11 protein-coding genes are annotated in these 14,524 nt (G+C 66.8%); 4 read left to right on the plus strand and 7 right to left on the minus strand.

What is annotated here, in order from left to right; genetic code table 11:
• Positions 1-10 precede the first annotated feature (10 nt).
• Positions 11-1,318, minus strand: coding sequence for a hypothetical protein (locus IM733_RS04655; RefSeq protein ID WP_248919748.1), 1,308 nt, complete (start codon positions 1,316-1,318; stop codon positions 11-13).
• Positions 1,319-1,541: 223 nt separating this feature from the next.
• Between IM733_RS04655 and IM733_RS04660 the strand changes: the two genes are divergently transcribed.
• Positions 1,542-2,756, plus strand: coding sequence for a sugar transporter (locus tag IM733_RS04660; RefSeq protein WP_248919749.1), 1,215 nt, complete (start codon positions 1,542-1,544; stop codon positions 2,754-2,756).
• Between the two features lie 110 nt (positions 2,757-2,866).
• Here the strand turns inward: IM733_RS04660 and IM733_RS04665 are convergent, their stop codons facing one another.
• From IM733_RS04665 to IM733_RS04680, 4 genes are all read right to left on the minus strand, one after another.
• Positions 2,867-3,451: a LysE family translocator gene (locus tag IM733_RS04665; protein WP_248919750.1), complete on the minus strand. Its 585-nt coding sequence runs from the start codon at positions 3,449-3,451 to the stop codon at positions 2,867-2,869.
• 49 nt (positions 3,452-3,500) lie between these two features.
• A complete protein-coding gene (locus tag IM733_RS04670) occupies positions 3,501-4,331 on the minus strand; it encodes an AraC family transcriptional regulator (protein ID WP_248919751.1) in 831 nt (276 codons plus the stop codon).
• A gap of 76 nt (positions 4,332-4,407) precedes the next feature.
• On the minus strand, positions 4,408-5,022 hold the full coding sequence (locus IM733_RS04675; protein ID WP_248919752.1) for a LysE family translocator: 615 nt from the start codon (positions 5,020-5,022) through the stop codon (positions 4,408-4,410).
• Between the two features lie 34 nt (positions 5,023-5,056).
• Positions 5,057-5,977, minus strand: a complete 921-nt coding sequence (locus IM733_RS04680; RefSeq protein WP_248919753.1) for a LysR family transcriptional regulator — start codon at positions 5,975-5,977, stop codon at positions 5,057-5,059.
• 104 nt (positions 5,978-6,081) lie between these two features.
• On the opposite strand from IM733_RS04680, the gene nfsB reads away from it, so the two are divergent.
• The 3 genes from nfsB (at position 6,082) to IM733_RS04695 (ending at position 9,685) form a co-directional block, all read left to right on the plus strand.
• The gene (nfsB, locus tag IM733_RS04685; RefSeq protein WP_248919754.1) at positions 6,082-6,735 is read left to right on the plus strand and encodes an oxygen-insensitive NAD(P)H nitroreductase; all 654 of its coding nucleotides are present in this window, start codon (positions 6,082-6,084) and stop codon (positions 6,733-6,735) included.
• Positions 6,736-6,941: 206 nt separating this feature from the next.
• On the plus strand, positions 6,942-7,442 hold the full coding sequence (locus tag IM733_RS04690) for a GNAT family N-acetyltransferase (protein ID WP_248919755.1): 501 nt from the start codon (positions 6,942-6,944) through the stop codon (positions 7,440-7,442).
• A 131-nt stretch (positions 7,443-7,573) separates the two neighbouring features.
• Positions 7,574-9,685 (plus strand): putative bifunctional diguanylate cyclase/phosphodiesterase, encoded by a 2,112-nt coding sequence (locus IM733_RS04695; RefSeq protein WP_248919756.1) that lies wholly within the window; start codon positions 7,574-7,576, stop codon positions 9,683-9,685.
• Positions 9,686-9,923: 238 nt separating this feature from the next.
• Here the strand turns inward: IM733_RS04695 and IM733_RS04700 are convergent, their stop codons facing one another.
• Both IM733_RS04700 and IM733_RS04705 read right to left on the minus strand, forming a co-directional pair.
• Complete coding sequence (locus IM733_RS04700) at positions 9,924-11,339, minus strand: efflux transporter outer membrane subunit (RefSeq protein WP_248919757.1); 1,416 nt, start codon at positions 11,337-11,339, stop codon at positions 9,924-9,926.
• Positions 11,336-14,515 carry an efflux RND transporter permease subunit gene (locus IM733_RS04705; protein ID WP_248919758.1) on the minus strand — a complete coding sequence of 1,060 codons (3,180 nt, stop codon included), beginning with the start codon at positions 14,513-14,515 and terminating at the stop codon, positions 11,336-11,338. Before IM733_RS04705 ends, IM733_RS04700 begins: the two co-directional genes overlap by 4 nt.
• Positions 14,516-14,524 lie beyond the last annotated feature (9 nt).

The following is a 14,524-nucleotide window of genomic DNA, read 5'->3' on the forward strand; positions in this document are numbered from 1 at the left end:
GTAGCGGTCGCTACCAGGCCATGGGCTTGTCGAAGCCTTTCCAGCACAGCCAGCGGCGGATCTCCCCATGCGCGCCGGTGCCGATCTGCCAGGCGGGGCGGCCCTGGTCCAGGGCGATGAGCGAAATGACGCCGGCCTGGTTGGCCGCCACCAGTTTGCGGCCATCCTGGCTGATGTCCATGGCGCTGATGGTCGAGCCGAGGTAGTGCTGCCAGTGCTCTCGGCCGTCTTCGCCGAAGGCGCGCAGGTAACCCTTTGCGTCACCGACGATGTACTCACCGTCGCGGGCCACGCCGGCATGCAGCGGTGCGCCTTGTTGCAGCAGGGGAGCCACGCCGTGGGCGTCGGTGCCCAGGCTTGGCAGGTCCGCGACGCGCACGCCGACGGTGGTGCCATGACAGCAGCGACAGGCATGGAGAAGCAACTGATCGCCATGACGGTTGAACAAGGCGAAATGAGGAGACTCGCTGCCTGGGCTGAGTTCGGCAAGCTGGCGCAGTTGCCCGTCGAGCACCAGGTGACGGCCACAGCGCTCGCCAAGGGCGATCAGGTGGCCATCCGGCGACAACGCGGCATGCTCCCTCTCCAGTGCCAGGGGAACATCGTCCGGGTCGGTGCCGTTGCGTAGCGCCTCGAGGATCTCGCTTTCCCGTGGCAACAGGCGGGTCGCTCCCCGGGCGGCCAGGAGGAAGATGCCGTCGCTGCTGACCAACAACACGCGCTGGCCGTCGGGGAAGGGCAGCAGCGCGCTGGGCGTCGGGGGCAGGTCGAGTGGGTCGAACGGGTAACCCTTGGGTAGCCCCTCCAGCCCATGGGGCCAGGCCAGCCGCGCAACCTGGGGGCCACCCCAGCCATCGGTGACGCGCACGCCCTCGCTGTTGGCCAGGGCGTAGTAGCGCCGCTGCGGGCAACGGCCGAAGTGTTCGACGCCGATCACCGGGGTGACGGTGTAGCCATCGATATGCAGCACCTGGCCCCTGTCCCAGGGCCGGCCGACCCGCACCAGCAGGCTGCCGTCGTCGAGCATCAGCAGGTGACCGATGCCCTGGGCCTGCTCTTCCAGCAAGGGCAGCAACGGCAGGTGCGCCGGCGGCCATGCTTCACGGAACAAGGCGCGCTGCTGCGCGTCGGTGCCGGGCCGGTTGATCGCTTGCAAGGCACAACGCCAGGCGTCGAGCAGGTGCGCGGTGGCGGGTGCCTGGGGTTGGTCGAGCGTGTCCCAGCCCTGTGCGCGGCCCTGCGCCACATAAGCGTTGATCGCTTCGGCATGGGCGACTACGGCTTCGCGCCACTGCTGCTGGGGGTGTTGCTTGTCCATGGCCGGATCGAACTCCTTGTTCCGCGAGGCTGACCGAGTGCGTGCCTCGAAAGGGGGCACGAATGCGCGCATGGTACTCCGTCCGCGCCCGTGGTTGTGAGGGCCAGGCCGGATGCGTACCATGCCGGCATCCTTCCAATAACAAAACGTGCTTCAGCCGCCTGGTTGCCAGGTGGGCGGCGTGCGTTCCCTTGCCTTGTCCGCGGAGTAAAGACTTCATCACATGAATGGCCCCGTCCCCTCGAACCTGCCCCCCACCGCCGGCAACGGCAGTTGGCTGAGCGTCATCGCCCTGGCGCTGGCGGCGTTCATCTTCAACACCACCGAATTCGTGCCGGTGGCGCTGCTCAGCGACATCGGCCGCAGCTTCGACATGACCACCGCCCAGGTCGGCCTGATGTTGACCATCTATGCCTGGGTGGTGGCGCTGGCGTCGTTGCCGATGATGCTGATGACCCGCAACATCGAGCGGCGTCGCCTGCTGCTGTTCGTGTTCGTGGTGTTCATCCTCAGCCACCTGATGTCGTGGCTGTCGCAGAGCTTCGCCATGCTGCTGGTCAGCCGTATCGGCATCGCCCTGGCCCATGCCGTGTTCTGGGCCATCACCGCGTCGCTGGCGGTGCGCGTGGCGCCGCCCGGGCAACAGGCCAAGGCGCTGGGGCTGCTGGCCACCGGCACCACCCTGGCGATGGTCATGGGTATCCCGCTGGGTCGGGTGGTGGGCGAGGCGCTGGGCTGGCGCATCACCTTCCTGTGCATCGCCGGGGTGGCGCTGGCGACCATGCTCTGCCTGATGAAGTCGCTGCCACTGCTGCCCAGCCAGAACTCCGGTTCCCTGCGCAGCCTGCCGATCCTGTTCAAGCGCCCGGCGCTGGTGATCACCTACTTGCTGGTGACGCTGGTGATCACCGCGCAGTTCACCGCCTACAGCTACATCGAGCCGTTCGCCCTGCATGTGGCGCAGATCGGTGGCGAGCGCACCACCTTGCTGTTGCTGTTGTTCGGTGGCGCCGGGGTGTTCGGCTCGCTGCTGTTCAGCCGCTACAGCGAGCGCTTCGCGCACGGTTTCCTGGTGATGGCCATCGCCGCCCTGGCGGCCTGCCTGCTGTTGCTGCTGCCGCTGTCGGGCAACTTCTACTGGTTCGCCGGGCTGAGCATGGTGTGGGGCGTGGCGATCCTGAGCTTCAGCCTGGCGCTGCAGTCGAAGACGCTCAAGCTCGCTTCGGACGCCACCGACGTGGCCATGGCGCTGTTCTCTGGCATCTACAACATCGGTATCGGTGGCGGCGCGCTGCTGGGCAGCATTGTCAGCAGCCAGCTGGGCGTGGCCGATATTGGCCTGGTCGGTGGCAGTGTCGCGCTGGTGGGGCTGGTGCTGGCGCTGGCCAGCGCCCGGCGTTTCCGCGAAGCGCTGGGCGGGGTGGCTCACCAGGGGTGAGCCGCCAGCTGCCGGTGTGGCTTGGTTCGCCAGCAAGGCTGGCGCCTACGGCACGTTGCACAGTGCCTGGAGGCGCCGGCTTTGCCGGCGAACCAAGCCACCATGGTCTTTCAAACCAGCAACGCCGACCACGCCGATACCAGCAGCAACCCGGCCAGCCCTTGGTTGAACCCACGCAGCCTTCGCGGCGAGCGCAGCCAGCGCGCACTGCCCACGCCCAGCAGCGCCCAGGCGGTCATGCTCGGCAGGGCGATCAGCAGGAACACCAGCGCCAGCCAGCCCATCGACAGGGCTGGCGTGGCGAACAGCCCGACCATCGCCACCGCCGTCACCCACACCTTGGGGTTGACCAGTTGCAGCGTCGCCGCGCTCAGGGGCGACAGGCACGCACCTTCGCCAGCCCGCAACGGTGCACCGGCAGCGCGCAGCAGGCGCCAGGCCATCCAGCTCAGCCACACGGCCCCTATCCAGCTCATGGCGTGCTGCAACCGCGGATGGCGCAGCAACAGTTCGCCCAGGCCCACCCCCACCAGCAGTATCACCGCCGAGGCGGCGCAGCAGGCGGCGAGGATCGGCCCCACGCTGGCGCGCAAGCCGCGCTGGGCGCCATGGGCCAGGATCAGCAGGTTGGTCGGCCCCGGGCTGATGCTGGCGGCGAGGGCGAAGAGGATGAAGGGCAGCAACGTGTGCGACATGGTCAAGGCTCCGAGTGATCGAAGCACCATGCTCACCGTTGCTGGGCGTTCAGTCTGGAAGCTTTGAGCAGCGCTTGCGGTAGTCGGCCGGCGTGAGCCGGTAGGCGCGACGGAACCAGCGGCCCAGGTGGCTCTGGTCGGCAAAACCCAGCAGGCTGGCCACCGCTGCAGGTGTCTCGCCACGGGACAGCAGGCGCCGTGCACGGGCCAGGCGCAGTTGGATGAGGTAGGCGTGCGGCGCCAGGCCGAAGGCCGCCTTGAAGGCGCGGGTGAGGCGGAAGCGATCGGTGCTGCAGACACGCGCCAGGTCGTCCAGGCCGATGTCCTGGTCGAGGTGGGCGTGCAGGTAGTCGCGGGCGACCTGCGCGGTCAACGGCAGGCGCGGGTCCGGGTCCAGGCGCTTGCGCCAATGCAGGTGGCCGGTGAGGCAGGCCAGCAGGTCGTCGAGGGCGGTCTGGCGGACGATGCGCAGCTCCCCGTGATGCACCGCCGTGAAGGCGCGGGCGGTGGCGCCGGCCAGGCGCGTGTCGCGGTGCAGCAGGGCGGCAAAGCTTGGCAGGGCACCGGACGGGGCATGCTCGAACAGTGCGCGCAGTTCGGTTTCCAGCCAGTTGGCGTCCAGGTAGAGGGTGGAGTAGGTGAAGCCGTCGTCCGTCGGCGCATGGCCGTCGTGCAGGTCGCCGGGTTCGAGTACGAACACCTGGCCGGGCGTGCTCTGGTGGCGCGCGCGGCGGCAGTTGAACTGTTGCACGCCCTGCTCGGTGACGCCGACCAGGAAGCTGTCGTGCCAGTGCGGGTCGTAGGCGTGACCGGTGAAATGGGCGCGGACCGACTCGATGCCGGTGTCGGCGTCCTGTCTGAGGTCGATCCAGTTGCTCATGGTAGCGGGCCGTCCGGGGTGATCGAACGACCTTAACGTAGAACCGCGCTATCTGCTTAGAACGTTTGTGCAGCCTTCAACGCTGGGCAAACGCAAGGTTGATCCCCAACCCGGCGAACGACGCGGCAAAGCCCCGGCGCAACCACGCCTGAACGGCAGGCGAGTCGATCACCGCGCGGCGGAACAGGTGGGCGAGCAGGCCGTAGAGCACGAACACCACGAAGGTCATGGCCATGAACACGGCGCTCAGCCCAAGCATCTGCAGGGTGGCGGAGCCGGCGCGGGGGTCGATGAACTGCGGCAGGAAGGCCAGGAAGAACAGGGTCAGCTTGGGGTTGAGGATATTCAACAGGCAGGCCTTGAGCACCAATTGGCCAGCCGAGGCAGGCGCGGCCTTTGCGTCCACGGCGAAGGCCGCGCGGTCGCGCCAGGTGGCGTAGGCCAGGTACAGCAGGTAGGCGACCCCGGCGAACTTCAGCCCCTGGAACGCCAGGGCGCTGGCATGCAGCAGCGCCGACAGGCCCAGCACCGAAGCCAGCAGGTGCGGGACGATGCCCAAGGTGCAGCCCAGGGCGGTCCACAGGCAGGCCCGGCGCCCGGCCACCAGCGCGCTGGAGACGGTGAGGATGACGCCGCTGCCGGGGATCAGCACGATGATCAGGGCAGTGACCAGGAATTCGAGGCTCGGCATCGGTGACGGCTCCTTGCAGTCGGGGGTGGATGCACTATACGCCGGGTGCCGGTGGCTGCAACACGTCCTCCGGGCGCAGCGCGGCGAAGCGCTCGCGCAGCCACAGGTGCAACTGCGCCACGGCCGGTGTCAGCTGCTTGCGGTGCGGGCAGACCAAGGTCACCGGGGTAAGTTCGCCGGGGTGTTCGGGCAGCAGCACTTCCAGCTCGCCGGCGGCGACATTGGCGAATACATCCAGCCACGACTTGTAGACGATGCCTTCGCCCTCCAGCGCCCAGCGGCGGACCACGTCGGCATCATCGCTGAACAGCGGCCCGCGCACGTGCACGGTCTTGTGGCCCAGGCGCCATTTGTCGTAGACCCGGCTCTGTTGCAGGTACAACAGGCAATCGTGCTGCTGCAGCTCCTCGGGCGTGCGCGGGCGGCCATGGCGCGCCAGGTAGTCGGGCGAGGCCACCACCACCCGGCGGTTCCAGGGTGCCAGGGGCAGGGCGATGTAGTTGGCGTCTTCGTTGAGGCCATAGCGGATGGCGACGTCCACCGGGTCGCGGTACAGGTCGGCCATCTGGTCGGAGAGAAAGAAGCGCAGGTTCAGGCCTGGGTGTTCGCGGCGAAAGGCGCTGAGCCAGGGGCGCAGCAGGTTGCGGCCCATGTCCGAGGGCGCGGCGATCTGCAGCACGCCGCGCAGGCTGCTGTGGTCGCCGTGCAGGTCTTCGCGGCCCTGGCGCAGCGTATCCAGCACACGCAGGGCGGTCGGCAGGTACAGCTCGCCCTCGGCGGTCAGGCGCAGGCTGCGGGTGGTGCGGGCGAACAGGCGCACGTCCAGTTCGCGCTCCAGGCGCTTGATCGCCGCCGCCACCTGGCCGGGCAGCAGGTCGGCCTCATGGGCGGCGGCGGTGAAGCTGCCCAGGGCGCTGGCACGGGCGAACAGTTCCAGGTCGGTGATGCGCAGCATTTTCACTCCAGGGATGAAAGTGTTGCTGCATTGTGCGGTTTTTTCTTTGCAGGCGGGAAGATAAGATTCGCCTCAATCACGATCCCACCGAGGAGTTACCGTCCATGGACACCGTTGCCCTGGCCAAGCGCCGCTACACCACCAAAGCCTACGACGCCAGCCGCAAGATCCCCCAGGCCACCATCGACGCGCTGCTCGAGCAGTTGCGCCACAGCCCGTCCTCGGTCAACTCGCAGCCCTGGCACTTCGTGGTCGCCGACAGCGATGAAGGCAAGGCGCGCCTGGCCAAGAGCACCGAGGTGGGCTTCGCCTACAACACGCCGAAGATCCTCAACGCTTCCCACGTGATCGTGTTCGCCGCCCGTACCGACATGACCGAGGCACACCTGAACGACCTGCTCGAGCAGGAAGCCAAGGACGGGCGCTTCAGGAGCGAAGAGGCCAAGGCTGGGCAGGACCAGAGCCGCCGCTTCTATGTCAACCTGCATCGCCACGACAACAAGGACCTGCAGCACTGGATGGAGAAGCAGACCTACCTGGCCTTGGGTACCGCGCTGCTGGGTGCCGCCGCCTATGGGTTGGATGCCACGCCGATCGAAGGGTTTGACCCCAAGGCGATGGACGCCGAGCTGGGCCTGCGTGAGCGTGGCCTGACCAGCGTGGTGGTGCTGAGCCTGGGCTACCGCAGCGAGGAAGATTTCAATGCCGGGCTGGGCAAGTCGCGGCTGCCGGTGGACAAGGTGTTCACCTTCCTTTGAATTTGTTGCGCCAGGGGGGAAGGGAGAGTTTTTGTGCCTGTCAGCTTGAGCGCCGCATGAGCGGCGCCCAATCTCGAGAGCGCTGCAAGGCTATCGCCCGGCACCTGCCGGCCATTGCGCAATCCCCCACCGGAAAGTGCTGGCTGTAAAACCCATAGGGCACAGGTAGACTCGCGCCTCCCTCCAGCCCCCAGCGAGCCAGCCGCATGGATGCCACCCTCGAACTGCTCCAGACCGACGTTGCACAGGCCGACCTGGTACGCAACCTCTATCAGTTCTACGCCTACGAGTCTTCCGACTGGGAGCAGGAGGACGTGGAAGTGGACGGGCGCTTCTACATCCACGAACCCCACTTCGAACGCTACTGGCAGTCGCCCGGCTGGAGCGCCACGCTGGTGCTGGTCGATGGTTTCATCGCGGGTTTCGTCCTGGTCGAGCGCAGCGAACTGCCAGGTATCGACGCCTTCGAACTGGCCGACCTGTTCATCCTCAAAAAATACCGTCGCCAGGGCATCGGCCGCGCCGTCGCCCAGCAGTTCCTCTGCGAAGGCGATGCCGACTGGCTGCTGCGCTGGCATGGCGCCGATGCCGTGGCGACGCAGTTCTGCCAGGCATTGCTGGCCGACCTGCCGCGCGCCACGCGGGAAATCCCCCTGGACGATGAACCTGAGCTGTTCAATTACCTGGTAACGCCACGGCGGCACTGACGGGTGCATGCGTTTTTGTGACGGGCTTCACAAAACGCCCTCAAGCGGCATAATGCCAGCACTGTGCGGTTCCGCTCGTCAGAGGCCCGGAAGCGCTCCATTCGTGCCCGTCGCAGGTTCAGGGAAACTCCATGTCGCTAGCCACAAGTCCCGACGTCATGTACCGGCTGTTGATCCAGAGCGTGGTGGACTACGCCATCTACCTGCTCACCCCCGACGGTATCGTCGCCAATTGGAACCCCGGCGCGCAGCGGGCCAAGGGGTATCACGCCGAGGAAATCGTCGGCCAGCATTACTCGCTGTTCTACACCGAGGACGAGCGGGCGGCGGGGCTGCCGGCGAAGAACCTGGAACAGGCCCGCAGTTCCGGCCGCTTCGAGGAGCAAGGCCAGCGCCTGCGCAAGGACGGCTCGGCGTTTCACGCCCATGTGCTGATCGAAGCGGTGCGTGACGAGCAGGGGCAACTGATCGGCTTCGCCAAGATTACCCGCGACATCAGCGAGCGCCGCCGCCATGAGCAGGAATTGCTGCAGGCCAAGGAGCTTGCCGAGCAGTACAGCCAGGAAATGGTCACGCTGTCGCAGTTCCTCGATTCGGTGATCACCCACATCCCCGCCAGCGTGATCGTCCAGGACCTGAACAGCCAGCAGATCCTGCTGGCCAACCAGCAGGCCGAGCAGCTGTTCGGCGGCGTGGGTGTGAGCCTGGTCGGCAAGCTGCCGGGCGAGTGCATGGCGCCCACGGCGGCCGACTACCTCGAACAGCACCTGGCCCGTGGCGCGCGCAGTACAAAGGGCTTTGCCGCCGAGACCCGGGTCGATACCGCCAGAGGCCCGCGCACCCTGCGCAGCCGCGCCATGCTTTGCCAGAACCCGGGGCAGGGCGACTACGTGCTGTTCGTGGCCGAGGACGCTACCGAGGAACTGGCCGCCCATGCCCAGATCCATCACATGGCCCTCCACGACGCCCTGACCGGGCTGCCCAACCGCACGCTGTTCCATGAACGGCTCAAGCAGGCGCTGCTGCGCGGCGAGGACGACGGCAAGCTGACCGCCGCCCTGTGCCTGGACCTGGACAACTTCAAGAACATCAATGACACCCAGGGCCACGCCTTCGGTGACAAGCTCCTGCGTGCCCTGGGCAAACGCCTGCGCCGCGAACTGCGCGAGCATGACACCTTGGCCCGGCTGGGCGGCGACGAGTTCGCCGTGGTGCTGGCCGGCCTCGACAGCCATGAGGCCGCACGCACCACCGCCCAGCGCTTGATCGAGGCGATCTGCCCGCCGTTCCAGATCGAGGGGCACCAGTTCAGCGTGGGGGTGAGCATCGGTGTCGCCACTGCGCCGGACGACCACGACCAGGCCGAGCAACTGCTCGGTTATGCCGACATGGCCCTGTACGAAGCCAAGCGCAACGGGCGCAATCGCTTCGAGTGCTTCCATGTCGAGCTCGACGTCGCCGCGCGCCAGCGGCGGCTGGTCGAGACCGACCTGCGCACCGCCCTGCACCTGGGGCAACTGGAGCTGCACTACCAGCCAGTGGTCGACCAGCAGAGCAACAGCGTCACCGGCTACGAGGCGTTGCTGCGCTGGCAGCACCCGACGCGGGGCATGATCATGCCCATGGACTTCATCCCCATTGCCGAGGAGACCGGGCTGATCCATGAGATCGGCGCCCGCGCGCTGAACCTGGCCTGCCAGGAAGCGGCCAGCTGGGGCACCGAGCAGACGGTGTCGGTCAACCTGTCGGCGGTGCAGTTCAAGAACGCCGGCCTGGTCCACAGCGTGGCCCTGGCGCTGTCTGATTCAGGGTTGCCGGCGACGCGGCTGGAGCTGGAGATCACCGAGTCGGTGCTGCTGGGCAACAGCGAAGAGAACGTGCGCACCTTGCGTGCGTTGAAGGACCTGGGGGTGTCGATCTCCCTCGACGATTTCGGCACTGGCTATTCGTCGCTGGGCTACCTGCGTTCGTTCCCGTTCGACCGGATCAAAATCGACAAGTCGTTCGTGCACGACATGTGCGAGAGCCGTGAGGCGATGTCGATCGTGCGCGCTATCACCGAGCTGTCCAACAGCCTGATGATCAAGACCACCGCCGAGGGCGTGGAGTCGGCGGAGCAGATGCAGCGGTTGATGGCCGAGGGGTGCTCGCATTTCCAGGGTTATCTGTATGGGCGGCCGGCGCCGGCCAGCGAGCGGTTGCGGCAGGTGGGGGTGGTGGAGTGCCGGGCGACAGATTTGTAGTGTGTTCGAGATCGAGCGCCGCTGTGCGGCGCATCGCGGATGAATCCGCTCCTACAGGCGCGGCGCAACATGTTTGTAGGAGCGGCTTTAGCCGCGATGCGCCGCGCGGGCGGCGCTCGGTTTCATGGTCGCTGCAATTCTCCCTTCAAAGCCATAAAAAAGCCCCGATGACCAAGGCCATCGGGGCAAACGGTTGGGGGAGGAACCAACCAAAGGAGTCTTCAGATCAGGGACGCGATCAACCCGCGCTGGCCACCACCTCCGGCTGCCAGCCGCCACCCAGGGCCTTGTAGATCGCCACGATGCCGCTGTACAGCTCGACCTCGCCCTGGGCCTGGGCGTCCTCGGCGCTCAGCCGCTCACGCTCGGCATCGAGCAGCACCAGGTAATCCACCGTCCCTTCGCGATAGCGAATCGAGGCCAGTTCGGCCGCCTTGCGGCTGGCTTCGCTCTGGCGCATCAGTGCCAGCAGGCGCTGCTGGCGCTTGCTGTAGTCGCTGAAGGCGTTGGCCGACTCTTCCAGGGCCAGCAGCACCTGCTGCTCATAGTTGGCCAGGGCACCGTCGGCGTCGGCCTTGGCCCCGCGCAGGCGGGCGCGCACGCTGCCCAGGTCGAACGCCGCCCAGGTGATGCTCGGCCCCAGCGCCCAGGCGTTGGAGGCCGCCGAGCCGATCTGCGAGCCGCGCGCGGCGGTGAAGCCAAGGAAGCCGCTCAGGCTGACCCGCGGGAACAGGTCGGCGGTGGCCACGCCCACGTTGGCCGTGGCCGCCGCCAGTTGGCGCTCGGCGCTGCGGATGTCCGGGCGGCGGCGCAGCAGCTCGCCTGGGTCGCCCACCGGCAGGGCCTTGGCGATGGCCGGCAGGGCCTTGGGCGAAAGGTCCACGGTCATGGCGTCCGGGCGCTGGCCGAGCAGGGTGGCGATGCGGTTCTTCGCCCGCACCTGCGCGGCCTGCAATTGCGGCACGGTGGCTTCGACCCCCGCCAGACGGGCATCGGCGCGCACCACATCGAGCTCGTTGCCGACCCCGCTGTCACGCAGGGTCACGGTGATGTCCCGCGACTGCTGCTGGGTCTTGAGGTTGGCCACGGCGATCTGCTCGCGTAGTTGGGCGCCGCGCAGTTGGCCGTAGGCGTCGACCAGCTCGGCGATCAGGCTGACCTGCAACTGCTGCAGGTCGGCTTCGGCGGCGGCTTCCTGGGCTTCGCTGGCCTCGATCTGGCGCTGGATGCGGCCGAACAGGTCGAGCTCCCAGGCCATGTCCAGGCCCAGGTCGTAGCGTTCGCTGTTGACCCGGCGCTCGGTCTGGCCCGGGACCTGGCCCTTGCCCAGGTCGCTGCTGGCGCGGCTGGTGACCACCGGCAGCTGGTCGTTGGACACATCCTCGCGGATCGCCCGCGCCGCCTTCAGGCGGGCAAACGCCACGCGCAGGTCACGGTTGCCCTCCAGCGATGCCTGCACCAACTGGTTGAGCACCGGGTCGTCGAACTGTTTCCACCACACGCTCTCGAAGCGGCTGCGGTCGAAGGCCTTGGCCGCAACACCGCTGTCCAGCTTGGCCGGCGCGGTGTCCGGTGTCTTGTAGTCCGGGCCCACCGCGCAGGCCGCCAGGGCCAGGGCCAGCAGGCTCGGGGTCAGGGGTTTGAGCAACTTCATGCGTGGTTCTCCAGCGCGACGCTGCGCTCGGCCTTGCGGGCCTGGCGACGCTCGACGAAACGGCGGATCAGGAAGAAGAACACCGGGGTCAGGAACAGGCCGAACACGGTCACCCCGATCATCCCCGAGAACACCGCCACACCCATGGCGTGACGCATTTCCGAGCCGGCACCGGAGGAGAACACCAGCGGCACCACGCCCATGATGAAGGCGATCGAGGTCATCAGGATCGGCCGCAACCGCAGGCGGCAGGCTTCCAGCACGGCGGCCAGCGGGTCGAGGCCCTTGGCTTGTTCATCCTTGGCGAACTCGACGATCAGGATCGCGTTCTTGCACGCCAGGCCCACCAGCACGATCAAGCCGATCTGGGTGAAGATGTTGTTGTCGCCACCCGAGACGATCACCCCGGTGATGGCCGACAGCAGGGTCATCGGCACGATCAGGATCACCGCCAGCGGCAGGCTCCAGCTTTCGTACTGGGCGGCCAGCACCAGGAAGGCCAGCAGCACGCAGAGCGGGAACACAAACAGCGCGGTGTTGCCCGAGAGGATCTGCTGGTAGGTCAGGTCGGTCCACTCGAAGGTCATGCCGTTGGGCAGTTCCTCCTTGAGCAGTTTCTCGATTGCCGCCTCGGCCTGGCCGGAGCTGTAGCCGGGGGCCGCGGCACCGTTGATCTCGGCGGTGATGAAACCGTTGTAGTGCATCACCCGGTCAGGCCCCGACGTGTCGCTGACCTTGAGGAAGGTCGCCAGCGGGATCATTTCGCCCAGGTTGTTGCGCACCTTCAACTGGCCGATCTGCTCGGCATCGAGGCGGAACTGCTGCTCGGCCTGGACGTTGACCTGGTAGGTGCGGCCAAAGCGGTTGAAGTCGTTGGTGTACAGCGAGCCCAGGTACACCTGCAGGGTGTCGAAGATGTCGTTGATCGCCACGCCATGGGTCTTGGCCTTTTCCCGGTCGATGGCGGCATCGACCTGCGGCACGTTGACCTGGTAGCTGGTGAACAGGCCGGCCAGCTCCGGCACACTGCGGCTCTTGGCGATAATGTTCTGGGTTTCTTTGTACAGCGCTTCGTAGCCCAGGTTGCCACGGTCCTCGATCTGCAGGCGGAAGCCGCCGATGGTGCCAAGGCCTTGTACCGGCGGTGGCGGGAAGATCGCGATGTAGGCGTCCTGGATATCGGCGAACTGGGCGTTCAGCGCCGCGGCGATGGCCTGCGCCGACTGGCTCGGGTCCTTGCGCTCGTCGAACGGCTTGAGCGGGGTGAACACGATGCCGCTGTTCGGGCTGTTGGTGAAGCCGTTGATCGACAGGCCCGGGAAGGCCACCGAATCGGCCACGCCCGGTTGCTTGAGGGCGATCTCGCTCATCTTCTTGATCACCGCCTCGGTACGGTCGAGGCTGGCGGCGTCAGGCAGTTGGGCGAAGGCCACCAGGTACTGCTTGTCCTGGGCCGGGACGAAACCGGTCGGGGTGGACGAGAAACCGAGGTAGGTCAGGCCCATCAAGCCGGCATAGACGAACAGGGCGATGCCGCTGGAGCGGATGACCCGGCGCACGCCGCCGACATAGCCATGGCTGGCGCGGTCGAAGAAGCGGTTGAACGGGGCGAACAGCCAGCTGCCCAGCAGTTTTTCCAGGAACCGCGAGAAACGGTCCTTGGGCGCGTGGTGGTCCTTCAGCAGCACGGCGGCCAGGGCCGGCGACAGGGTCAGCGAGTTGAACGCCGAGATCACGGTGGAGATGGCGATGGTCAGCGCGAACTGCTTGTAGAACTGCCCGGTAAGCCCCGAGATGAACGCCGCCGGCACGAACACGGCGCACAGCACCAATGCCGTGGCGATGATTGGCCCGGTCACTTCGCTCATGGCCTTCTGCGTGGCCTCGAGCGGTTTCAGGCCCAGGCCGATATTGCGTTCGACGTTCTCCACCACGACGATGGCGTCGTCCACCACGATACCGATGGCCAGCACCAGGCCGAACAACGACAGCGCGTTGAGCGAGAAGCCGAACAGGTGCATCACCGCGAAGGTACCGATCAGCGAGACCGGCACGGCCATCAGCGGGATGATCGAGGCGCGCCAGGTCTGCAGGAACAGGATCACCACTAGTACGACCAGGATCAGCGCTTCGAACAGGGTGTGCACCACCGCTTCGATGGAACCACGGACGAACACGGTCGGGTCATAGACAATGCTGTAGTCCATGCCTTCCGGGAACTCTTTCTTAAGCTCGGCCATCTTCGCCCGCACTTCGTCGGAGATCTCGATGGCGTTGGAGCCCGGGCGCTGGAAGATCGGGATGGCCACGGCCGGCTGATTGTTCAGCAGCGAACGCAGGGCGTACTGGCTGGAGCCGAGCTCGACCCGGGCGATGTCCTTCAGGCGGGTGATCTCGCCGTTGGCGCCGGCACGGATGATGATGTTCTCGAACTCTTCCTCGTTGACCAGGCGGCCCTGGGTGTTGATCGACAGCTGGAAGCTGGTCGAGCCCGGGGCGGGCGGGGCGCCCAGTTGGCCGGCGGCGACCTGGCGGTTCTGCTCGCGAATGGCGGCCACCACATCACTGGCGGTCAGGTTGCGCGAAGCGGTCTTGTTCGGGTCGAGCCACACCCGCAGCGAGTAGTCGCCCATGCCGAACAGCTGCACGTCACCCACGCCGCCCAGCCGTGCCAGTTCATCCTTGATGTTGAGGATGGCGTAGTTGGACAGGTAGAGCATGTCGTAGCGGTTGTCCGGCGAGGTCAGGTGCACGACCATGGTCAGGTCGGGCGAGGCCTTGTCGACGGTGATACCGATACGGGTGACTTCCTCCGGCAGCTTGGGCTGGGTGCGGGTCACGCGGTTCTGCACCTGCACCTGGGCGTTGTCCAGGTCGGTGCCCAGGGCGAAGGTGATGGTCAGGGTCAGCTTGCCGTCGGCGGTGGATTGCGAGGACATGTACAGCATGTTCTCGACACCGGTGATGGCCTGCTCCAGCGGCGCGGCGACGGTTTCGCCGATCACCTTGGGGTTGGCGCCGGGGAAGTTGGCGCGCACCACCACGGTGGGCGGCACCACTTCGGGGTATTCGCTGATCGGCAGCTGGAACAGCGAGATCGAACCCGCGATCAGCAGCACCAGCGACAGCACCGCGGCGAAGATCGGCCGGGTAATGAAGAATTTCGAGAAGTTCATCGGTGTTGT

It is taken from the genome of Pseudomonas entomophila (assembly GCF_023277925.1).
Taxonomy (GTDB): domain Bacteria; phylum Pseudomonadota; class Gammaproteobacteria; order Pseudomonadales; family Pseudomonadaceae; genus Aquipseudomonas; species Aquipseudomonas entomophila_D.

Coding starts and splice junctions, on each gene's coding strand:
- IM733_RS04655 (WP_248919748.1), bottom strand. CDS start 1,318: ATGGACAAGCAACACCCCCAGCAGCAGTGGCGCGAAGCCGTAGTCGCC.
- IM733_RS04660 (WP_248919749.1), top strand. CDS start 1,542: ATGAATGGCCCCGTCCCCTCGAACCTGCCCCCCACCGCCGGCAACGGC.
- IM733_RS04665 (WP_248919750.1), bottom strand. CDS start 3,451: ATGTCGCACACGTTGCTGCCCTTCATCCTCTTCGCCCTCGCCGCCAGC.
- IM733_RS04670 (WP_248919751.1), bottom strand. CDS start 4,331: ATGAGCAACTGGATCGACCTCAGACAGGACGCCGACACCGGCATCGAG.
- IM733_RS04675 (WP_248919752.1), bottom strand. CDS start 5,022: ATGCCGAGCCTCGAATTCCTGGTCACTGCCCTGATCATCGTGCTGATC.
- IM733_RS04680 (WP_248919753.1), bottom strand. CDS start 5,977: ATGCTGCGCATCACCGACCTGGAACTGTTCGCCCGTGCCAGCGCCCTG.
- nfsB (WP_248919754.1), top strand. CDS start 6,082: ATGGACACCGTTGCCCTGGCCAAGCGCCGCTACACCACCAAAGCCTAC.
- IM733_RS04690 (WP_248919755.1), top strand. CDS start 6,942: ATGGATGCCACCCTCGAACTGCTCCAGACCGACGTTGCACAGGCCGAC.
- IM733_RS04695 (WP_248919756.1), top strand. CDS start 7,574: ATGTCGCTAGCCACAAGTCCCGACGTCATGTACCGGCTGTTGATCCAG.
- IM733_RS04700 (WP_248919757.1), bottom strand. CDS start 11,339: ATGAAGTTGCTCAAACCCCTGACCCCGAGCCTGCTGGCCCTGGCCCTG.
- IM733_RS04705 (WP_248919758.1), bottom strand. CDS start 14,515: ATGAACTTCTCGAAATTCTTCATTACCCGGCCGATCTTCGCCGCGGTG.